The organism is Pseudoxanthomonas sp. P4_B2 (assembly GCF_056402315.1).
On the sequence record NZ_JBFUHQ010000003.1, the window covers coordinates 1 to 22,733 of the forward strand.

10 protein-coding genes are annotated in these 22,733 nt (G+C 62.7%); 2 read left to right on the forward strand and 8 right to left on the reverse strand.

The genetic code is table 11. From position 1 onward, the window contains the following. The 4 genes from AC1DTQ_RS08730 to AC1DTQ_RS08745 form a co-directional block, all read right to left on the reverse strand. Nucleotides 1-6,351, reverse strand: a 6,351-nt coding sequence (locus AC1DTQ_RS08730; protein ID WP_477849165.1) for an ESPR-type extended signal peptide-containing protein, incomplete at its 3' end; no start/stop codon positions are given. Between the two features lie 1,588 nt (nucleotides 6,352-7,939). Then, nucleotides 7,940-8,155, reverse strand: coding sequence for a hypothetical protein (locus tag AC1DTQ_RS08735; protein ID WP_477849166.1), 216 nt, complete (start codon nucleotides 8,153-8,155; stop codon nucleotides 7,940-7,942). 118 nt (nucleotides 8,156-8,273) lie between these two features. After that, entirely contained in the window at nucleotides 8,274-11,045 is a 2,772-nt protein-coding gene (locus AC1DTQ_RS08740) for a TonB-dependent receptor (protein WP_477849167.1), read from the reverse strand. A 486-nt stretch (nucleotides 11,046-11,531) separates the two neighbouring features. Then, nucleotides 11,532-13,148, reverse strand: coding sequence for an alpha-glucosidase family protein (locus tag AC1DTQ_RS08745; RefSeq protein WP_477849168.1), 1,617 nt, complete (start codon nucleotides 13,146-13,148; stop codon nucleotides 11,532-11,534). Between the two features lie 348 nt (nucleotides 13,149-13,496). Here AC1DTQ_RS08745 and AC1DTQ_RS08750 point away from each other — a divergent pair, with 348 nt between their 5' ends. Beyond that, complete coding sequence (locus AC1DTQ_RS08750; protein ID WP_477849169.1) at nucleotides 13,497-14,981, forward strand: MFS transporter; 1,485 nt, start codon at nucleotides 13,497-13,499, stop codon at nucleotides 14,979-14,981. After that, entirely contained in the window at nucleotides 14,978-16,657 is a 1,680-nt protein-coding gene (locus AC1DTQ_RS08755) for an alpha-amylase family glycosyl hydrolase (RefSeq protein ID WP_477849171.1), read from the forward strand. Before AC1DTQ_RS08750 ends, AC1DTQ_RS08755 begins: the two co-directional genes overlap by 4 nt. Nucleotides 16,658-16,736: 79 nt before the next feature. On the opposite strand, the gene AC1DTQ_RS08760 is transcribed toward AC1DTQ_RS08755, so the two are convergent. The 4 genes from AC1DTQ_RS08760 to thrA all read right to left on the reverse strand — a co-directional run bounded on the left by AC1DTQ_RS08760 (nucleotide 16,737) and on the right by thrA (nucleotide 22,697). Beyond that, the gene (locus AC1DTQ_RS08760) at nucleotides 16,737-17,768 is read right to left on the reverse strand and encodes a LacI family DNA-binding transcriptional regulator (protein ID WP_477849172.1); all 1,032 of its coding nucleotides are present in this window, start codon (nucleotides 17,766-17,768) and stop codon (nucleotides 16,737-16,739) included. A 75-nt stretch (nucleotides 17,769-17,843) separates the two neighbouring features. Next, complete coding sequence (thrC, locus tag AC1DTQ_RS08765; protein ID WP_477849173.1) at nucleotides 17,844-19,136, reverse strand: threonine synthase; 1,293 nt, start codon at nucleotides 19,134-19,136, stop codon at nucleotides 17,844-17,846. 145 nt (nucleotides 19,137-19,281) lie between these two features. Continuing rightward, the gene (locus tag AC1DTQ_RS08770; protein WP_477849175.1) at nucleotides 19,282-20,211 is read right to left on the reverse strand and encodes a homoserine kinase; all 930 of its coding nucleotides are present in this window, start codon (nucleotides 20,209-20,211) and stop codon (nucleotides 19,282-19,284) included. Continuing rightward, on the reverse strand, nucleotides 20,208-22,697 hold the full coding sequence (gene thrA, locus AC1DTQ_RS08775) for a bifunctional aspartate kinase/homoserine dehydrogenase I (protein WP_477849177.1): 2,490 nt from the start codon (nucleotides 22,695-22,697) through the stop codon (nucleotides 20,208-20,210). The genes AC1DTQ_RS08770 and thrA overlap by 4 nt, the downstream gene beginning before the upstream one ends. Between the last annotated feature and the right edge of the window lie 36 nt (nucleotides 22,698-22,733).

The window sequence follows — 22,733 nt, forward strand, 5'->3', positions numbered from 1 at the left end:
GTCGCCCACGGTGACGCTGGTGAAGTTGGGGTTGGCCACCACGCCCACGGTCATGGTGCCGGTGGTGTCGTCATAGGCCACTGTGGCGTTGCTGCCCGCTGCCATCGTCAACGTTTCATTCGGCGCGATGTTGCCGGTGGTGGTGCCGTCGGTGATATTCCAGCCGGCGTTGGCGACGTCACCGATGGCTTCGACCGCCTGGTTGGTCGCGAACAGCTGCGAACCGTTGATCGCGTCGGTCGAGGTATTGGTGACCTGGCCGGCTGCCACGTTGGTGATTTGCCGTTCGGCACCGACGCTACCCACGCTGACCACGCTGGTCGGTCCGGTGCCTTGGAAGCTGTACGCCACGCCGTTGATCGTCGTGCCGGTAGTCGCTACCGCCGCTGCCGTTACCGAACCCGAACCCAGCGCCACATCGCCGACGCTGGTGCCCGCTACCGCACCTGCACCGATCGCCGTGGCGTTGTTCTGGCTGGCCACTGCTCCGACGCCTGCGGCAAGCGCGTTGACGCCGCTCGCGCCGTCATTGTTGTAGTTGCCGCCCTGCACGCCGTTGTCGTTGACGCTGTAGTAATGCGTCGCCACACCGTCCACCAGGTTGGTCACCTGATCCAGATTGACTGCATCTCCACCATTGACCGCGGGAGCCACGTTGGTGATGGTGGTATTGCCAGCATCGATGCCGATGTTGGTGATGCTGGGACCGCCGCTGATGAAGCTCACGCTGCCGTCGGTGATCAGGGTGTCGCCAACGGTAACGCTGGTGAAGTTGGGGTTGGCCACCACGCCCACGGTCATCGTGCCGGTGGTGTCGTCATAGGCCACTGTGGCGTTGCTGCCCGCTGCCATCGTCAACGTTTCATTCGGCGCGATGTTGCCGGTGTTGGTGCCGTCGGTGATATTCCAGCCGGCGTTGGCGACGTCGCCGATCGCTTCGACCGCCTGGTTGGTCGCGAACAGCTGCGAACCGTTGATCGCATCGGTCGAGGTATTGGTCACCTGGCCGGCGGCCACGTTGGTGATTTGCCGTTCGGCACCGACGCTGCCCACGCTGACCACGCTGGTCGGTGCCGTGCCTTGGAAGCTGTACGCCACGCCGTTGATGGTCGTGCCGGTAGTCGCCACTGCCGCAGCCGTCACCGAACCCGAGCCCAACGCCACATCGCCTACGCTGGTGCCCGCTACCGCGCCTGCACCGATAGCGGTGGCGTTGTTTTGGCTGGCCACTGCCCCAACACCTGCGGCAAGCGCGTTGACCCCGCTCGCGCCGTCGTTGTTGTAGTTGCCGCCCTGCACGCCGTTGTCGTTGACGCTGTAGTAGTGGGTCTCGGATGCGGCAATCTCGCCGCTCAAGGTATCGGCCACCGAATACAGCTGCGAACCGTTGATCGCATCGGTGGAGGTATTGGTGATCCGGCCCGCTGCCACGTTGGTGAGAGTGCGCTCGGTACCCACCCCGCCAACACTGACCGTCGAGGTCGGTCCGGTGCCCTGGAAGCCCGAATAGGTGACGCCGTTGACGGTTGCGCTGCTGGTTCCCACTGCCGCAGCAGTCACCGAACCCGAGCCCAACGCCACATCGCCCGCGCTCGTCGCGGCCGTGGCGCCGTCGCCTATCGCGACGTTGCCTGCGATACCAGCAGCGCCCGCGGTGGAGTCGTTGCCCAATGCCACGCTGCCCTGCCCGATCGCCAGATTGCTGTTACCGATCGCCACCGCACCGTTGGCTTGGTTAGCGGCGGTCGCCGTCGCCGTGCCGTCGCTGTTGGCGATGTTGTTCGCACCGCCGGTGAAGGCGCCGGTGCCGCTGGCGTAGCTGGGATCGCCGATCGCCACCGCGCCGTCGCCGAAGGCGGTGTTGGACCGTCCGATCGCCACTGCACCGCCGCCACCAGTGCCGGCATTGGCCGTGCTCAGATTGCCGATGGCGACGTTCCGGCCAGTCGCGCCGGTGGTGGCGGTATCGCCGATAGCAACCGAGGCGGCACTGCCGGGCGTAGCCCTGTACCCCAGGGCAATCGAGGTCGCGAAGCCGGCAACCGTGTTCTGCCCGATCGCAATGGATCGAAATCCACTCGCTAAGGCCGGAGTGCCGAGCCCGCCTCCGCCACCACCACCGATGGCGATGGCTCCACCACTTGCTGCGCTGGCACCTCCCGCCGGCCCGCCTCCTATGGCAACGGTGAAGCCGCTGCCCGCCGATGACGATTGCCCGAGTGCGACCGCTCCCGCAAAAAGCGCGGAAGCGTTCGACCCGACGGCTGTCGAACCGGTTCCATTGCTATGCGCCAAAGCGCCAATCGCAACCTGATCAGAGGTGGCATTGAGGATTTCATTGAAAGCGCCATTGCCGATCGCGACGCTATTGTTGGCGTTCGACACGGCACCCGTCCCCACCGCGATCGAATTCAACCCTGTCGCACCATCATTGTTGTAATTGCCGCCGACCACGCCATTGTCGTTGACGCTGAAGTAATGGATGGCGTTCGCGTCGACCTCGTTGCTGAGGTTCTCAATTGACTGGTTAGTCGCGAACAGCTGCGAACCGTTGATCGCATCGGTCGAGGTGCCGGAGATCCGACCGGCCGCGACATTAGTGACGGTGCGCACGCCGTTGACTGCTGCGCCGGAGCCCACACTGACCGTGCTGGCCGCGTCGGTGCCGGCAAACGTGTAGGCCGTCCCATCAATGGTGGTCCCGGCAGTGTTGACGACAGCAGCCGTGGTCGAAGCAGAACCCAACGCCACATCGCGTGCGTTGTTAGCCACCGCGGTGTCGCCGAACGCAACCGCACCTGCCGCCAGCGCACGGCTGGTATTGCCGATCGCCACACTGCCCTGTCCGACCACGGTGTTCTGGAAGCCAATGCCGACCGCACCCTGCGCGGCCGTGCCGGCGACACCAACCGCCTGACCACCGCCGCCAACCATATTGGTGTTGCCCATCGCCACCGAACCGTTACCGGTCGCCGTGTTATCCAAGCCCTGCGCCACCGCACCATTACCGGTGGCGGTGTTGGGATCGCCGATCGCGACCGCGCCATTACCGCTGGCGAAGTTGCCGGCGCCGATCGCCACAGCCCTGCCGCCGGTGGCAGTAGAGTTGGCGCCGATCGCGACAGCATCGGCGGAATTGGCGACCGCGGTATTGCCCACCGCAATCGCGTTGTCGGCGCTCGCGTTGGCGTGCAGACCCAGAGCCGTGGACGCTACTCCGCCTGCGGTAGCCTGATAACCCGCGCCGAATGCGAACGTGGCGGTAGCGCTTGTGCCTCCGCCGATGGCGGTAGCCGTGGTGACGCTCGCATTAGCGCCATTGCCATAAGCGGTAGCCCAATCGCCGATGGCTTTCGCGCCCTCGCCGACCGCGGTCCCACGAGATCCTGTCGCACTGGCATTGCGCCCGATCGCAATGCCGTAGGTCCCCGCGGCTGCGGAGTCCGTACCAATCGCGATAGCACTCTCACCCGCCGCGTTGGCGTGCAAGCCCATGCCCGTGGACGCTAATCCGCTTGCAGTGGCCTGAAAACCCGCTCCCAATGCGAAGTTGGCCGTGGCGTTTGTGCTTGCGCCAAGGGCAGTGGCTGTGGTGGTAGCCGCATTAGCGCCATTGCCATAAGCGGTCGCCCAATCGCCGATGGCCCTCGCGGCCTCGCCCACTGCGGTGCCATAAGACCCTGTCGCGGTGGCATTACGCCCAATCGCAATGGCGAAAGGCCCCGACGCGCCGTTATTGGTGTAGTTCGCCCCGACTGTGCCCCCGTCGTTCACGCTGAAGTAGTGAACGGGTGTGCTCGCCGCGATGGCCGAGATCGCCTGGTTGGTCGCATACAGTTGCGAGCCGTTGATCGCGTCAGTCGACGTTGAGCTGATTCGGCCAGCGGCCACGTTGGTGATGGTGCGCTCAGTGCCAATGCCGCCGCCCACGCTCACCGTGGAAGTTGGCCCGGTACCGGCGAAGTTGTAGGTAGTACCGCCGATCACGACGCTGGACGTACCCACCGCTGCGGCCGTAACAGAACCCGAACCCAGCGCCACATCGCGTGCATTGTTGGCCACCGCAGCGTCGCCAAATGCGACCGCACCTGCTCCCAGTGCCCTGCTGACATTACCGATGGCGACGCTGCCCTGCCCGACCACCTGATTCTGGAAGCCGATACCCACAGCGCCCTGCGCCGCGGTGCCTGCAGTGCCCACCGCCTGACCACCGCCGCCGACCATATTGGTGTTGCCCATCGCTACCGAACCGTTGCCGGTAGCCGTGTTGTCCAGACCCTGCGCCACCGCACCGTTGCCGGTCGCGGTATTCGGATCACCGATGGCGACCGCGCCGTTACCACTAGCGAAGTTGCCCGCGCCGATCGCCACGGCTCTGCCGCCAGTGGCCGTGGAGCCGTGACCGATGGCGACGGCGTCAGCGGCATTGGCGACGGATTCACCACCAATGGCGATGGCGTTGGCGCCCGATGCAAGCGCACCTAGCGTGGCATTACCGCCGATGGCGACCGAACCGACGCCGGTGGCGCGCACGGCGGTCGCGGCGGTGGTCCCGCCCGAGCCGAGCGCAGTGGCGTTGTCGGCAGCCGCATTAGCCCGGGTTCCGACGGCCACCGCATCTAGGCCTGTTGCCTGGCTTACGATTCCCACTGCGACCGCGCGATCCTGTGAAGCCGTCACATCGGTACCAATAGCGATAGAGCCCGCCCCCAGCGCACCCGATCCAACCAACGTGCGTGCGCCAAGATTGATGGAGTTGATCGCGGACGCGACCGACTGGAAGCCGATGGCGATGGCGTTCCGGCCGCCTGCGTTGGCGCTGCTGCCTTGCGCGACAGCATCCAGTGCGGAAGCCCTCGCCAGGGTACCGATGGCGATCGCGTTGCCCACACTGGCATTCGCGTTCACGCCGATCGACGTCGTTGCGTCGGCCGTGACGCCGATGCCCGCGTTGGTGCCGATGGCGATATTGTCGTCGCCGCTGACCAGGCTACCTGCCGCTGCGTCCAAGGTGGCATCGTAGGCGACCGTACCGTCGCCCACGCCGAGCGCGACGTTGCGCGTTCCTGTGACGCCCGAACCTGCGCCGCGCTGCACGCTAGCAATGCCTCCGCCTATGGCGGTGTTCTGCGCGCCGGTGACTAATGATCCAGTGGCAACACCCACTGCGACCGAACCCGTATTGGCGACCGTCGAGCCCGCACCGGAACCTTGGCCAACCGCAACCGTGCTGGCCCCGACCGCGACCGCTTGCGCGCCGAGTGCAAGCGAACTATTCCCTAGCGCCCGAGCGCTATTGCCTAAGGCGGTGGTGGCGGCGTCGCTTGCCGTTGCCAGATGTCCTATCGCGATGGCATCCCCTGCGGACGCGCTAGCCTCACGTCCCAATGCCGTGCTGTTGGCTCCGCTGGCGACGGATCCCCAGCCGCTGGCGAACGCATAGTTGTTGCTGGCAGTAGCACTGACACCGACCGCGGTGGCGTTTCCTCCCGAAACTTGGGAACCGGTGCCCAACGCACTGGCGCCAGCTCCGGTGGCACTGGAGCTAACTCCCAGCGCGATCGAATTGATATTGTTTGAGACGGTGCCGCCACCTATCGCGATTGCACCGCCTGTGCCTGAGGCTGCCGCGTTCAGGCCAATAGCCACCGAGTATTGGGTCGACGAGACGGATTGACCGCCAATGGCGACGGCATCGACGCCCGATGCAAAAGCGCCACCGGTGGCATTGCCACCGATAGCCGTAGAACCGACGCCGGTGGCCCGTGTGGCTGTTGCTGCGTTGACGCCGCCTCCACCGATTGCTGTCGCATAGCTGACAGCGGCATTGGCTTGCGAGCCCACGGCAACGCCCCTAAGTCCACCTGCTGTCGACTGCACGCCGACAGCGATGGCTCCCGCGCCGCCGGCGTTGACATCCGTACCGATAGCAATCGCCGACTCTCCGGAGGCTCCGATTCCACTGGTGCGCGCACCCACGTAAATGGAGTTGACGCCTGAGCCAAAGGCTTGGTAACCGAGAGTCGTGGCATTCAGCCCCGAACTGAGGGCGTTAAAACCTATAGCAGTGGTTCCGCCTGCAGTCGCTTGGGCCCCCTGACCCGCGCAGGTCGAGCTGCCGCTGTATTGGTAGTACGGCGCCGGAATGCAGCTCGCCTGCGCCTGCGCCGACGAGCTCCATCCCATCCCGCCCATCGCCAGCAACACCAAACCAACCTGGAGCGTCGATATCTGCACTAACCGCGAAGCCTTCTTCCCGCCGGCCGCCTTGCCGTGAGGCGTGGCCAGTTCGGAGGCGACCACCAGCTGATTCAACGTGCGGTTCCATACCACGCTATAGATCTTGTTCATTGCTGTCTCTCCATTACAAGCGAATCAAGGGTTTCAGGACGAAAAATAGGGGTGGCGCTACGAACCTTTTCGACAAGGATCGCGTCGTTTCTTGTAGTCAAAGCAGTGCAAGCACCCGCCGGCACGGAGTGCCTCGGATGCGCGTTGGGTGGTCATGTAGGTGATCGGCGTCGAAAGGCCGCGATCGCTTGCCGGAAGAAGGGAGTCGTCATCCATGTCGCTTTTTCTGTCCATAGTCGGCTACGCCAAACCTGCTCCTTCTTCCCGGACCGTCGCATTGGCTGTCCCTGCCGCGACGTAGCGCGTCACGCGGTCACCTGCTGGCGTACCCGACCGCGGATAAAGAAATGCGAACCGAGAAAAAGTCTCGCCCAATCGTGCGCATGTCCGCTGCACGTATGACATTGAGGCGTTACCACTTGAGTTCATTCCCGCTTCCCTGGCGCTTCGCCAATGCGCATGCGCCATTGGCCGGTGGCCGGCTCGTTGCCGGACTCCTAAGGAAAAGCGGAACGGTATGTCCCCTTAAAAGCAGTTGCGGTCTTGTGAGCGCAATGGCTTTTCCCCTGCGTGAACTCTAATCACGGGATATCGTGAAGGTCACTCTCGATACATTTCCGAAACTCACCAAAATTTTCGCTTGTGATGGAGAATCATCCGTGCCGGCGTGCAGATTGTGATTTGCGTCGCGTCTGCTGCGAGCCACAGTTTGCAAACAAGAAATTTGGCGCGCTCATATATCGGAATCCGCATACGACTATTTAATTAGAAAGTGCGGGCGATCCGCGTTGGTTGCTCGCTCTGCTTTATCGGGACAACAAAAAAACTGTGACTTTTCATGATTTTTTTTGTCTTCCCGTCAGATCCGACGTCGCTCAAGTCCAACAGGCAAGTTACGTCCCACTCGATGTGTTCCGGCGACGGTCTTTCGTACTCGCGCAGGTATGGTGACTCGTTGGCAGGTTGGCCTGCTCTTTCGTCGCGATCCCGGAAAAAGCGGCGGGCAGTGCCCGCCCTACGCGACATGCGAATCAGGTGCATCGCCGCGTGTAGGAGCGACGCGAGTCGCGAAGCTCATAACCTTTCAGTTTTTCACTGTTTCGCGACTCGCGTCGCTCCTACACCACTCCTACACCACTCCTACGGCACGGGCAGGCCACTGCTGACGACCATGCGACAGGACGGATTTCATCGTAAAGCGATGCGGCCCGTAGGGCGGGCAATGCCCGCCCTACTTAGTCAAGGCCATGTGGCTCAATTGTTGGATTGAATGAATTGTCAGGCCCCGTAGGATGGGTTGAGCGCAGCGATACCCATCACGGGTGCTTCCCGCTGCCGGTATCCCTCGCCAGCGCGGATATCGGCCGAACGCAGAAGCGAAAGGATTCGTGGTCGGGCCCTAGAAGCGCTAGTGCAAGCTTCTTATCTCCGTCCGCAAAGCTCCGAAGGCGGAACTTGGCACATTTAGCCTTGCGCGCAAAGCAAATTGGCTTGCGCGCAAAGTGTTCGGAGACGTGCTTGCAGCTCCGCGCTTCGCGGGAGGCCCTATTACGGTCGGCGTCCAGAGCTTCCGAACACAATTGCGATGTTATTTGCTTTGCGCGCGAAGTTCTTCGGCTCGCACGCAAAGCACAGAAGCTTGCAAGCAAGGCTTTTTTGCTTGCGCGCGCAGTGCAAGTAGCTCAAGCGCCGCCTTCGGAACCTTGCGCGCAGAGCAAATTGGCTTGCGTGCAAGGTTCCGGACCTTGCGATTCGGGCTGGTTTCCGCGCCAAGGAGGGTTAAACCCTGCTTAAGACGCTGCATCTGCGCATTCCCGGAAGGCGGTGTCTATTTTTTGAACTTAGCGCGACTCGTTCGCACCAGAACAACAAAAAAGGGCTGCGGTCTCCCGCAGCCCTTTTTTCTTTTCGTCAGATCCGGATCAGAACTTGTAGGTCAACCCCAGCAGGTAGGTCCGGCCCCATTCGACGTATTCCAGGGGACGGTCTTTGCTGCCGGCATAAGTCCGGTAGGCCTCGTTGGTCAGGTTGCTGGCCTGGATCAGCAAAGACAACCCGCTGAGGGCAGATCCGTCGCTGAAGGTGTAGCTGACCTGCGCATCGGTGATGTTCTCGCCAACCACATAGCGCAAGGTACGGTTGCCGTTGAAGTTGCCGATTTCGCCGATGAAGTCCGAACGACGGCGCTGGTTGACGCGCGCTTCGAACCCGTTCTTTTCGTAGTACACCGTCAGGTTGTAGATACGCTTGGACAGGCCCGGCAGGTCGATGTCGCCGCTGCCCACGCTGGACGCGCTTTCCGGATCGCGGATCTTGATATTGCTGTCATTGAAGGTGGCGCTGGCGACCACGCCGAAACCTTGCAACGCGTCCGTGACCATCTCCAGCGGCAACGAAGCGGTGAGCTCCAAGCCCTGCAGCGTGCCGCCCTCGCCGTTTACCGGCCTGGAGTAGCTGCCGATCGGATTGACCCCGACGCCGTCGATTGGAGCAAAGGCGCCCGTGTACTGGGACAGATCGTAGAACGGATCGGTCTGGGTGTAGATGTACGACTTCAGGTCCTTGTAGAAGTACGCCGCCGCCACGTAAGCCTTGCTGCCGAAGTACTTTTCGTAGGAAACATCGAATGCATTGGCGCGCCATGGATCAAGCATGGGGTTGCCGCCACTGGCGAAGCTGTTACGCAGGCCGGTGCCATTGTTCTGGTCCGGGTTATCCGAAGCGGTCACTTCGAGCGAGGCGCGCAACTGGTCCACGCGCGGACGCGCCACCTGCCTGGCAAGGGCTACACGCAAGGTCTGTTCGTGGTCAAAACCAAACGCCAGGTTCATGCTCGGGAGCACGTCGGTGATCGTCTTGCCCTGATGGATGGGCTGCGGATCACCGCCGCCCGTCAGCCGGATCGCATCGGAGGATTGATCGACACGCTGGATTTGCACACCGGCATTACCACGCACGCTGACATTGCCCCAATCGGTATCGATATTGCCCCGCAGGTAGGCGGTGGTGGTTTTTTCTTCCACATCCCAGGCTTTGGCGACCAGGTACGGAAATGCAGTAGCGCTCGGCTCGAAAGTCATATAACGCGCAACCGCGCCGGGAACGTTCCAGGCGGGAATGTAACCAACGCCGGCGAAACCGAGATCGACCGGATCGAATTGCAGGTCCGACGCGATGGTCGTGGGGCCTTGGGCACCAAGATTGATGTTGCCTTCGGGTTGGCGTTTGTTCTTTTCGCGCTCGGCATAGTTCAGACCGAAATCGATGTCCGAGAAAACCTTGGTCCAGGCCGGCGCCGGCAGCGAAACGGCCAGCTTGGCGGTTTTCAGTTCATCGACGACTTTCGGCACCTTGCCGTAACCGGAACCGTAGATCGTGCCGGTCAGGAACAGCGTATTGGGGTCCGAGTAGTCCCGGCCCGGATTCAACTGCGAGAAACCGTTGTTCCTGATCTGCAGTTGCAAGGCGTCCAGTTGCGGCGCCGGCAACATCTGGGTGTTGTTCTCCAGATTCAGTTCGTCGCGTTTGGCGCGCGACCAGCCGATGTCGGCGACGATGCGCGCTTCGCCGACAGTGAAATCGTTGTTCCATCCGAACGCATTGATCTCGTCTTCGCGACGGTTGTACATGCCGCGCACCAGCGGGTACACGTTGCCCATGGTGCCGCCGGTGAACGTGTTGTTGCCGTTGATGGCCGGATTGGTGACGGCCAAGCGGCCAAAGCCGCCGTTGTAATCGCCGATATGGACTTCAAGCTGGTTGGCGGTATCCACCTGCTCGGCCGAAGAATGGAACATGTCCAACGTGCTGGTCCAGGCATTCGACGGACGGTATTGCAGCGTCGCCATCATGCCGGTACGGGTTTGCTCGCCGGTGCGGCGCAGCGCCTTGATGCCGTCGGAATAGAAGGTTCCGGCAGGCACGCCTGGACGCCAGTTGTCGCCAATGGCCTGCCAGGGTTCGTACAAGCCGACCTGGTTTTCCTGGATGGGCGTATTGGAATAGGAGAAACCCAGCGCAACACCGAAGGTATTGTCGGCGAACTGGTCGATGTAGCTGAGGTTGTAGCGCCCGCCAGTCGCATCCTGGTTCGCCGCCGAACCCAACGAATTGCGCTGGCCGCGAATACCGACGATGGCTGCGGATCCGTCGTAGCTCAGCGGACGCACGGTCTGCATGTCGATGGTGCCGGACAGACCCTGGCCGATGAGGCCGGCGTCAGGGGTCTTGTACACGGTCACGCCGCTGACGAGTTCGGAGGGGTACTGGTCGAATTCCACACTACGGTTGTCGCCGGTGCTGACCATCTCGCGACCGTTGAGCGTGGTGGTGGAGAAGTCGGGCGACAAGCCGCGCACGCTGATGACTTGCGCACGGCCAGCGACACGCTGCGCGGCCAGGCCGGGCAGACGGCCGATGGATTCGGCGATGCTGACGTCGGGCAACTTGCCGATGTCTTCCGCGGTCACCGCCTCGACGATGGAAGTGGAATCACGCTTGACCGAGATCGCGCCCTCGATGCCGGCGCGGATGCCGGTCACCGTGATCCGGTCGAGTTCGACCGCATCCTCGCTGACCGGTTGCGCAGTCGGTTCTGCGGTCACTTCAGTCGATTGTGCGTAGGCACCCGTGGCGCTCAATGTCATCGCAGACACCAAGGCCACGCTCAGCAGATTACGCTTGAGCTTTACCATCTCCCCTCCACTCCCATGGTTGGTATTTTGATTTTTGCCAGATTCTCCATGACGCCGAAACAGCGTCATTAGGAGACCTGTAAGTCCGGGTACGCAGACCGCCCCCGATACGTGCGGCAATGGTAGTCGTGGCGCTCCCTGCACAACTTATGCTGCATACGTATTCATGCTGCGCAGCGGTGCGACTAGATAGCGAACGTCATCGAAGGCTGAGCTGGAAATCGGTTTCATATCGGCATGCGCGACCCTGTTCAGGCTGTCATTCGCAGCGCTGAAGTGCGTTTCATATATGCAGAACTACTTCAAAAGGTGCCATTTCTCATGGCAAGATATTTCGCTGCAATGCAGCATCCTAATCACTGACTCTCCTAGGCCCTTCGGTTGCCGTCATTCCAGCGAAAGCTGGAATCCATCTTGACGTTGCTTTGCTGAGTAAGATCAAGATGGATCCCAGCTTTCGCTGGGATGACGACAATAAGGACGAACTCAACGCACGTCAGCGTAGAACGTACCTCGCGCGGGCAAACGCAACAGCGCCCCTTCAAGCTGCCCTTCCACCAAGCCATGGCCACCGAGGGCCTGCGCGTCGATGCCAGCCGGAAGCCGCCATTCCACCGCGTCCGCAGAAAGATTGAAAACCACCAGCAAGCGCCGATCATTGAAACTGCGGACAAATGCGAGCACCGGCTCGGACGTGTCCAGGAAACTGATGTCGCCCCATTGCAGCGCCGGCATGGTCTTGCGCCAGCGCAGGAAAGCACGGGTGGCGTTGAGCGTGGACGCCGGGTCGCGCTCCTGCACTTCGACGGCCAGTGCGAGGTGTGGCTCGGCGACCGGCAGCCAAGGCTGCCCCGAAGTGAAACCCGCATGCTCGCCACTAGTCCACGGCATTGGCGTGCGGCAGCCGTCGCGCCCCTTGAAGGTCGGCCAGAAGGTCTTGCCGTACGGATCCTGCAACGCCTCGTAAGGTACGTCCGCTTCGCCCAGGCCCAGCTCTTCGCCCTGGTACAGACAAACCGAGCCGCGCAGCGAGCACACCAACGCCACCAATTGCTTGGCGAACGCGTCCGTCGCGTCCGTGCCGCCCCAACGCGTGACCGCGCGTTGCACGTCGTGGTTGGAAATCGCCCAGCATGGCCAGCCATCGGCCATTTTCTCTTCGAGGTCTTCGGCCGTCGCGCGTATGTAGGCGGCGGTGAAATCGTCGGTCAGCAGTTCGAAGCTGTAACCCATGTGCAAGCGCTTGTCGTTGACGTATTCGCCCATGGTGGCGAGCGAATCCTCCGACGAAATTTCGCCCAGGCTCGCCGCTTGCGGATAGAGGTCCAGCAAAGCGCGCAGCTTCTCCAGGAACACCAGATTCTCGGGTTGCGTGTTGTTGTAGTAGTGGTACTGGAAGGCGTAGGGGTTGTCGGGACTGAAACCGCGGCCCACGCGCTTCTCGACCGGCTTGGGCGGGTTGTCGCGCAATTGCCGGTCGTGGAAACAGAAGTTGATCGCGTCCAGGCGCAGGCCGTCCACGCCCTTCTTCAGCCAGAACTCCACGTTATCCAGCGTCGCCTGTTGGACCGCGGCATTGTGGAAGTTGAGGTCTGGTTGCGAGGAGAGGAAGTTGTGCAGGTAGTACTGACCGCGACGCGGCTCCCAGCGCCAGGCCACGCCGCCGAACAGCGACATCCAGTTGTTGGGCGGACTGCCGTCGGGCTTGGCGTCGGCCCATACGTACCAGTCGGCCTTGGGATTGTCGCGGCTCTCGCGGCTTTCCTTGAACCACTCGTGGTCGACCGAACAATGGCTCAGCACCTGGTCGATCATCACCTTGATGCCCAACCCGTGCGCCTTGGCCAGCAGGCGATCGAAATCGCCCAGATTGCCGAACAGCGGATCCACGTCGCGGTAGTCGGCGATGTCGTAACCGAAGTCGGCCATCGGCGACTTGAAGAACGGCGAGATCCAGATGGCGTCCACGCCCAGGCTGGCGATGTAATCCAACTTGTCGACGATCCCCGGCAGGTCGCCCACGCCATTACCGTCGGTGTCCATGAAGCTGCGCGGATAGATCTGGTAGATCACCGCGCCACGCCACCAACGATTGTTCGCCATCCTTATCCCCGACATTGGCGTGCGATCCTGCACGGTCCGCACAACGGGCGCCACTATTCCATGTCGCGCACTCGCAGGCATTGGCCTTAGCGGCGCGCTTGGCATGAATACGTATGCAGGCGAACGCGCGCGCAAAACCGCGCGACTTGCGATTCGACCGCAGTAACTCAGCCGTTATCGAACGGCGAAGCGTAAATTCAAGGGTTTTCCGAACTCATGCAGTCTCCGCCACTGCGCGCGTCCGACATCGACGAGGCGACGGACATGTTTGCAGTGCAGCATGGTTTCCCAACCCATTGCCTGCAACATATCTAAGGTCACGATGCAGCGCCAAGGGGAAACCACGGAATGAATAGATCGGGCACGAACCGCAAACCGCAGCTTTCGTTCTGGCAGATATGGAACATGTGCTTCGGTTTCTTCGGCATCCAGTTCGCCTTCGCCTTGCAGAACGGCAGCATGAGCCGCATCTTCCAGACCCTGGGCGCGGAGATGGACGACTTGGCTGTCCTATGGATCGCCGCGCCCATGACCGGCCTGCTGGTGCAACCCATCATCGGTTACTACTCCGACCGCACCTGGACCCGGCTGGGTCGTCGCCGCCCCTACTTCCTGGTCGGCGCCATCCTCACCACCCTCGCGTTGTTCGTGATGCCGAATTCATCGGTGCTGTGGTTCGCCGCGATCATGCTGTGGCTGCTGGATGCCTCGATCAATGTCTCGATGGAACCCTTCCGCGCCTTTGTCGGCGACCAGCTTCCCCCCGAGCAGCGCACGCGCGGCTATGCGATGCAGAGTTTCTTCATCGGCGCCGGCGCGGTCGTGGCTTACCTGCTGCCGGAAATGCTCACCCAACTGGGCATCGCCAACACCGCGGCGGCAGGCGAGATTCCGCCGAGCGTGCGTATGTCGTTCTACATCGGCGGCGTGGTATTGATCGGCGCGATGGGCTGGACCATCTTCAAGACTCGTGAGTATCCACCCGACGAGTTACAGCGCTTCGACGATGCGCGGCCCGAAGAAACGACACAGCGTCCGATCACCCATGCGCGCTTAACTACCGAAGTCGCCATCTTTCTGTTGCCAGCTCTGGTGCTGGCCTGGTGCATTTACCACTACGGCCTGGACAAGCCTCTCTACCTTCTTGCCGGCTTGGCTGCGATCTATGCCCTGTTGCTGGTTTTCACAGGCGGTGGGCAGCGCGGCGGCGCCGTGGGCGAAATGGTCTACGACGTCCGCAACATGCCTATGCTTTGGTTGGCGGTAGTGCAGTTCTTTTCCTGGTTCGCCTTGTTCGCGATGTGGATCTACACCACGCCCGCGGTGACTTCCCTGCATTTTCACAGCTCGGACACCACTTCGACGGCCTACAACGACGGCGCCGATTGGGTGGGCGTGCTGTTCGCCGCCTATAGCGGATTCTCGGCGATCGCAGCGTTCGGCTTGGCCCCCTTGTCGCGCCGCATCGGCCTGCGCGCCACGCACCTGGCTTGCCTGGTGATCGGTGGACTGTCGTTCCTTTCCTTCCGTTTCATCAGCGACCCGAACTGGTTGCTGCTGCCCATGGCCGGTATCGGTGTCGCCTGGGCCGCGATCCTGGCGATCCCCTACTCGCTGCTCAGCGGTGCGGTTCCGGCGAAGAAAATGGGCGTGTACATGGGCATCTTCAACTTCTTCATCGTCATCCCGCAACTGGTCGCCGCCAGCCTGCTGGGTTTCCTGCTGAAGACCTTCTTCGGCAACCAGCCGATCAATGCGCTGATGATCGGCGGCGTCAGCCTGATCGTCGCCGGGCTATGCGTGCTGATGGTGCGCAAGGAGACTGTCGCATGAATTGCCCGCGCTTGAAGACACTCGCTCTGGCGGTCCTGTGCGCCGCATCGACCACAACGATCCGCGCGCAGACTGCGGATGCCGATGAGTTCTACGGCACCACCGAGCCCTTCGCCAGCGAATCCATCTACTTCGTCATGACCGACCGCTTCGTCAATGGCGATCCCTCCAACGACCATCGCGACCAAGGCGGACCCTATCGCACCTTCGACGTTCCCACTCCAGGGGCACCGGAGGGCGAAAGCGACAACATCGGCTATCTGGGCGGCGATTTCAAAGGCATCGTGAAGAACGCGGGCTATATCCGCGACATGGGCTTCACCTCGGTCTGGGTGACGCCGATCGTGGACAACCCCGACGAAGCCTTCACTGGAGGCGATCCCGCCAAGTGGGGCGGTATGTTCACCGATCGCGGCAAGACCGGCTTTCATGGTTACTGGGGCATCAACTTCTACAAGCTGGACGAACACCTTCCCAGCGAAGGCCTTGATTTCGCCGGCTTCACCCATGCGATGAAGGAACAAAAGCTCGATGTGGTGCTGGACATCGTCGGCAACCATGGCTCGCCCGCCTACAGCATGCCGAAGATGCGGCCGCAGTACGGCAAGGTCTACGACCGCGACGGCAAACTCGTAGCCGATCACCAGAATCTGGATCCGGACAAATTGGATCCATCGCACAAGCGCCTACACGCCTTCTACAACACCAGCGGCGGTCTGGCCCAACTGTCCGATTTCAATCAGGACAATCCGGCCGTACTGGATTACCTGGTCGGCGCCTACGAACAATGGATCGACCAGGGCGCGGCCGCGTTCCGCGTGGACACCATCGCCTGGATGCCGCATTCGTTCTGGAAGAAGTTCGCCGACCGCATCCGCGCCAAGCGGCCGGGCTTTTTCATGTTCGGCGAGGCGTTCAACTACGACGCCGCATTGATCGCCGGCCATACGCTGGAGCGCAATGGACACTACAGCGTGCTGGACTTTCCTCTGCGCGGAAAGATGGCGGCGACCTTCGAGAAGAAAGGCAGCGACTTCGCCGAACTGGCCACCGCGCTTTACCTGGAAGACGGCCCTTACGCGAATCCCTACGACCTGGTGACCTTCTACGACAACCACGACATGGCGCGCATGAACGCCACCGACGAGGGTTTCATCGACGCCAACAACTGGCTGTTCACTGCGCGAGGCATTCCCGCGGTCTATTACGGCTCGGAAACCGGCTTCATGCGCGGCCGCGCCGAGCACATGGGTAACCGCAACTATTACGGACAGGACCGGGTGGATGCCGCCGGCAAGAGTCCTATCTACCCTGCCTTGAAGCGTATCGCCACGCTGCGCCGCGAATCGCCCGCCCTGCAGCGCGGATTGCAGTTGAACCTGCGGATGAAAGGCGACGAAGCGGCCTTTTATCGCGTCTACCAGCACCAAGGCATCGCGCAGACCGCACTAGTGCTGCTGAACAAGGGCGATGCGGCACGCAGCATGACGGTAAGCGAGTATCTGCAGGCGGGCACCTGGCGCGATGGCTTCAGTAGCAGGAAACTGAAGATCGGCAGGCAACTCCGCGCTGAGGTTCCCGCCCACGGCGTACGCGTGTTGTTCTTCGACCAGGCATTGACGCGCAAGGATCTACGCGCGCGTCTGGACGACTCGATGGCCCGCAAGGATCGCTGACTACCGCAACGGATTTGTTGGATTCTTCAGAATTTCGGTGCCGCATAGCCGCAACCTCTGCGGTCCGATCCGGCGAACGTTAGACAGCGCCGGAAGAACGCCTCAAGGCCAAGCTTACCGGGATGGTGCGGCTTTCCGCCGGCTCGTCGTTGACCAGCGCCAGCAAGGTCTCCACCAGGATAGTGCCGGCCAGCTTGGTGTCCTGCTGCACGGTGGACAGACTGGGATTGACGAACCCGGCCATCGGGATGTCGTCGAAACCGGCGACCGCCACATCCTGCGGCACGCGCATGCCGCGTTCGTGCAGGGCCTTCATCGCACCGATGGCGATCAAGTCGCTGGCAGCGAAAATCGCATCGAAGTGCGTCTCCCGCGCCAGCAGTTCGCAAGCCGCTTCATAACCGGACTGCTCGGTAGTGATGGCGTCGAACTGCAGGCCGGGTTGCACCCGCTGTCCGCTGGTCAGCAGCGCATGCGCGTAGCCGCGGTAGCGCTCGAAGAATTCCGGGTAGTGATTGGAGGCATGGCCCAGGAAGGCGATATTGCGGCGTCCTTGATACAGCAGATGTTGGGTGATGTCGTGCCCGCCCTGGAAATTATCGCAGCCGATCGAAATCCCAGGCTGTCCCGGCAGTACCGCGCCCCAACGAACGAAGTGCGTGCCCTGCTCCACCAGGCGCTCCAGCCGCGATTGCGATTCCAGATAATCGCCATAACCCAGCAGGATCAGGCCGTCGGCCTTGTTGCTGTCCTCGTAATCGGCCTGCCAGTCGGTCGATAACTGCTGGAAGGAGATCAGCAGGTCGTAGCCGCGCATGGCGCAAGCGCGAGTGATGGAGCCCAGCATGGACAGGAAGAACGGATTGATCTGCGAATCGTCCGGCGTGGGGTCCTCGAAGAACAGCAGCGCGATAGTTCCAGAATGCTGGGTACGCAGGTTGGACGCGTTCTTGTCGACTTTGTAATTGAGTTGCTCGGCGATGGCCTGGATGCGTTTGCGCGTTTCCTCGTTGACCATCGGGCTGCCGCGCAGCGCACGCGAGACCGTGGGCTGGGAAACCCCTGCCAAGTGCGCGATGTCGAGCGAAGTGGCCTTGCCTTTGATGTTCATGGCGACATGGTGGCAGAAATGTCCGGCGCGGGCATGGCGCGCCGCACAGCGAATGCGGCGCTCTGGGAACTAAGGCTATTTTCCCAGAATACGTACCCGGAAAGCTTCGTAGTCCGCAGCGATCAAGTCGGCATGGGCCGGACGCGCCAGCAGATTCGCCAAGGCGGGCGGCACTTCCAGCGGCCGGCCGATCAAAGGCTCCACCACGCTCTCGAATTTGGCGGGGTGCGCCGTCGCCACGGCCGCCCAGTCGCCGGCCGCCCCTTGCGAGCGCAAGTCCTCGAGTACCCGCACCGCCGTGGCGGTATGCGGGCAGAAAACCTCGCCATGCTTGGTATAGCGATCCTGGATCGTATTGCGGATCTGATAGTCGTTGACGCTTTCGGCGGTGAAGTCCGCGCGCAGTGCCGCATCGTCTCCGTTGTACAGCCAGCGCAGACGTTCGAAATTGCTCGGCGCGCCCACATCCATCGCGTTGGCGAGCGTGGCGACGCTGGCCGCGGGCGAATAGTCGGCGCCCCAGAAGAACTTCGGCAGTACGTCGTTGGCGTTGGTCGCCAGCACGATGCGTCCGATTGATACGCCCAAGGCTCGCGCGATAATCGCGGCCATCGCGTTGCCCAAGTTGCCGGTGGGAATGACGAAGTTCAGCACTTCGCCAGTTTTCCACTTGTGGGCTAGCGCAGCTTGCGCGTAGTAGCTCATCTGCGGCAGCAGCCGGCCCAGGCTGATGCTGTTGGCCGAACTCATCGGCGCCTGCGCCTGCAGTTCGCTATCGTTCAGCGCTTGCTTGACCAGCGCCTGACAATCGTCGAACGAACCGGTCACCCGCAGCGCGGTGATGTTGTCGCCGAAACAACCTAACTGGTGCGCTTGACGCGGCGACACGCGGCCATCGGGATAGAGCACGATCACCCGCAATCCCGGTTGGCCATGGAAAGCGGCGGCGACCGCCGCGCCGGTATCGCCGGAGGTGGCGACCAGGATGGTGAGCGGACGGTCTTCCCGCTTGCGCAGGCGCGTCAGGCAGGCGGCAAGGAAACGTGCGCCGAAATCCTTGAAGGCGGCGGTGGGCCCGTGGAAAAGCTCCAGCGCGTAGTCGTCCGTCGTCGCCAACGGCACCAAGGGCGACGGAAAGTCGAAGGCTTCCCGACAGATGGCCGGCAGTTCATCGGCCAGGGCGTCGCCTTCGAAGAACGGGGCGATGAGCTGGGTAGCGGTATCGGCCAGATCGCTGCCGAGTTCGAGCGGCCTGGCAAGCGGCAGCTTTTCCGGCACGTACAACCCGCCGTCGGGCGCAAGGCCGGCAGCGATGGCTTGGCTCAATGTGGCGACGGGAGAATTATTACGGGTGGAAATGAAATTCATTGTGGACCAGGGATGCGTGAATGCCGATAAAAAGGGAGTCGTCATCCCAGCGAAAGCTGGGATCCATCTTGATTTTGGGCCGGTGTCCGAGAAACAAGATCAAGATGGATTCCAGCTTTCGCTGGAATGACGCCGTAATTTTTCATTACGTCTCATGCAACACCTTCGCCGCCGGACTATTGATCGGCGAGACCCAAGCCTGGCTCTCAAACCCTGCCGAAGCGAAAGCCTCCTGGATCAACGGCGCCGCCGTTTCCGCCTGAGTCCGCGTCTCGAACCATCCGAATACGCTAGGGCCCGCGCCGGAAATGCTCGCGCCCATCGCACCGGCCGCCAGCGCGGCTTGTTTAGCCGCATCGAAACCGACGATCAACGGAGCACGCCTGGGCTCTACCAGCACATCCCGAAGCCCGGCACGCACCAGATCCGCATCGCCGGCATGGCAACCCGCCAGCACCAGCGCGAGATTAGCCGACTGCGAGACGAATTCACTCAGGGCGTAACCGCCTTTCAGGGCCTCGCGCGCACGACGCGTTTCCAAGATCGCTTCCGGATGCACCAGCACGCTGTGCCAGCCTTCCGGCACCGACACCTTCACCAATCGGTCGGCGGTGGAAAGCACCAGACCGCCCAGCAACATCGGACCCAGATTGTCGCCATGGCGTCCGCCGCTGGCGACCGCTTCGCCGGTCAACGCGAACGGATACAGCGCCTCGCGCGACAGCGGCGCGTCCAGCAGTTCGTTGGCGGCCACCAGCGCGGCCACACAGGAAGCCGCGGAACCGCCCATTCCCGAGCCCAGCGGAATGCCCTTGTCGATCTCGACTTCGAAGCCGAACGGCAATGCCAACGCTTCCCGCAGCGCGATCAGCGAAGCTCCGGCGGTATTGCCCGGCGCGTCCAACGGCAGATCCACCGTCGCTCCGCGGATCGCGGCGATGCGTACTTCAGGCGCATCGATGCGGCGAACAGCGACCGTGTCGCCGACGCCTTCGATCACGTGGCCGAGGATGTCGAAACCTACGCCTACATTTCCTACCGAAGCCGGAGCGAACGCTCTTGCGGAACCCCTCACAGTTTCGCTCCCTGCCCGGCTGCAACGCGCAGTACGTCGGCGAACACGCCCGCGGCGGTGACTTCCGGGCCTGCGCCCGGGCCCTGCACGATCAACGGGTTGTCGCAATAGCGACGCGTGGTGAATTGCACGATGTTGTCGGTCAGGCGCAAATTGGCGAAGGCGTGCTCTTTCGGCAGTTCCACCAGGCCTACGCTGGCCTTGCCTTCCGCATCGAGCTTGGCGACATAACGCAGCACCTGACCTGCCGCCTTGGCTTTGGCCAATTTGTCGGCAAACAGTGCGTCCACTTCGCCCAGGCGCGACATGAAATCCTCGACGCTAGCTTCGCGCAACGCTGCGGGGACCAGACTCTCGACGGCGACATCGTCCAGGGTCATGGAACGCCCCGCCTCGCGCGCCAGGATCACCAGCTTGCGGGCAACGTCGGTGCCGGAAAGATCGTCGCGAGGATCGGGTTCGGTGTAACCCAGACCGCGCGCTTCGGTCACCAACTGCGAGAACGGCACGCTGCCGTCGAACTTGTTGAACAACCACGCCAGCGTGCCGGAGAAGATGCCTTCCACCGACAGCACCGCATCGCCGGTGTCGATCAGATCGCGCAGCGTGGAAATCACCGGCAAACCCGCCCCCACCGTCGCTTCGTAGCGGAAACGCGCGCCGCTGGCCGCCGCGGCCTCGCGAATCGCGTCGTAGCGCGCGCTCGGGCCCGCGCCGGCCTGCTTGTTGGGCGTGACCACGTGGATGCCTGCCGCCAGCCAGTCCGCATAACGGTCGGCCACGACCGGGCTGGCGCTGCAATCGACGATCACCAGATGCGGCAGATGCGAGCCGACCAGATGCGCGGTGAAACGATCCAGATCTAGCGCTTCGCTATCCGCGCCGAAACTCGCGCGCCAGTCACCGCCGATGCCGCGCCCGTCCAGCAGCATTTTCTTGCTGGACGCGATCGCCCGCAGTCGGAGATCCAGGTTGGCCTTGACCAACAGCTGCGGCTGCGCGGCGCGCAACTGGTCGAGCAGCGCGGCGCCGACGTTGCCCGGCCCGATCACGCCGACCGCGAAGGTCTGCGGCGACAGCCAGAAACCCGCATGCGCGGCGCGCAGTGCCTTGGTGGCGTCGGCGCTGTCAATGGCAACCGAGATATTGCGCTCCGAAGAACCCTGTGCGATGGCCAGGATGTTGACCCGTGCGCGACCCAGCGATTCGAACAGGCGCGCCGCAACGCCCGGCTGTCCGGCCATGCCGTCGCCGACCGCCGCCAGCACGCTGACGCCCTCGGTCAACTGCACGCGCTGGATCTGGCCGATGTTGAGTTCGTGGGCGAACGCGTTGAGCAATGCGGTCTGCGCGCGTAGGGATTCCGCGCTGCGCACTACGCAACAGATGGAATGCTCGGAAGAGCCTTGCGAGATCATCACCACCGACACGCGCGCTTCGCGCAGGGCCGCGAAGACGCGTTCGGCCGTGCCGGGCACGCCGATCAGGCCGGTGCCTTCCAGATTCAATACGGCCAAATCGGGGCTGAGAGTCAAGCCCTTCACCGGGCCGCTGACATCGCGCTCGGCGGTGATGCGCGTGCCGGGGTGTTCGGGATGGAACGTGTTGCGGATGATGATCGGCAGACCGCGTTCTATCGCCGGCGACATGGTCTGCGGATGCACGACCTTGGCGCCGAAATAAGCCAGTTCGCAGGCCTCGTCGTAGCTGAGCGCGCTCAACTGCACCGCTTCGGGAACCACGCGCGGATCGGCGGACAGCACGCCATCCACATCGGTCCAAATATGCAGTTCGGCGGCGTTGAACAGCGCGGCGAAGATCGCGCCGCTGTAGTCGCTGCCATTGCGGCCCAGGGTGGTGAGTCGATTCTGGCGATCGCGCGCGACGAAGCCTGTGACCACCACGCGACGCTGCGGGTTTTTCGCACGCCAGCCGGCTAGACGCTGCGCGCTGACCTCCCAGTCGACCTCAACGCCCAAATCGCTGCGATCCACCACCAGCACATCGCGTGCGTCCAGCACGGCGCAGTCTTCGCCTTTCAATTTCAGATAGTCGCCGAGCAATCGGGCCGAACAGACTTCGCCCAGACCCTGCACGCGGTCCAGGACCTCGCGCGGCAGTTCGCCGATCACCGCCAGCGCGGCCAGGATTTCGGCCAGCTTTTCGAAGCGTTCGTCCAGCCACTCCAATGTCGGGCCAGAGTCCTCGCCGAGCAGCGACACCACCGCTCCGCGATGCCGTGCACGCAGTTCGTGCCAGGGATCGCGCCAGTCGTTGCGGCTGCGCGCCGCGAGTTCGCACAACTCGATCAACGCGTCGGTAACGCCTTTCATCGCCGAGACCACGGTGATCTGCTCGTCTTCGTCGCGCGCGAGCAGCAGACCGGCGACATGACGGAAGCGCTCGGCGTCGGCGACCGAAGTGCCGCCGAACTTGTGCACGATGGTGCGGGTGGAAGAACTGTCTGACTGTGCTGCGGACGACATAAAACGACGAACCTCTGGGTGAGGTCCCCGCGCGAC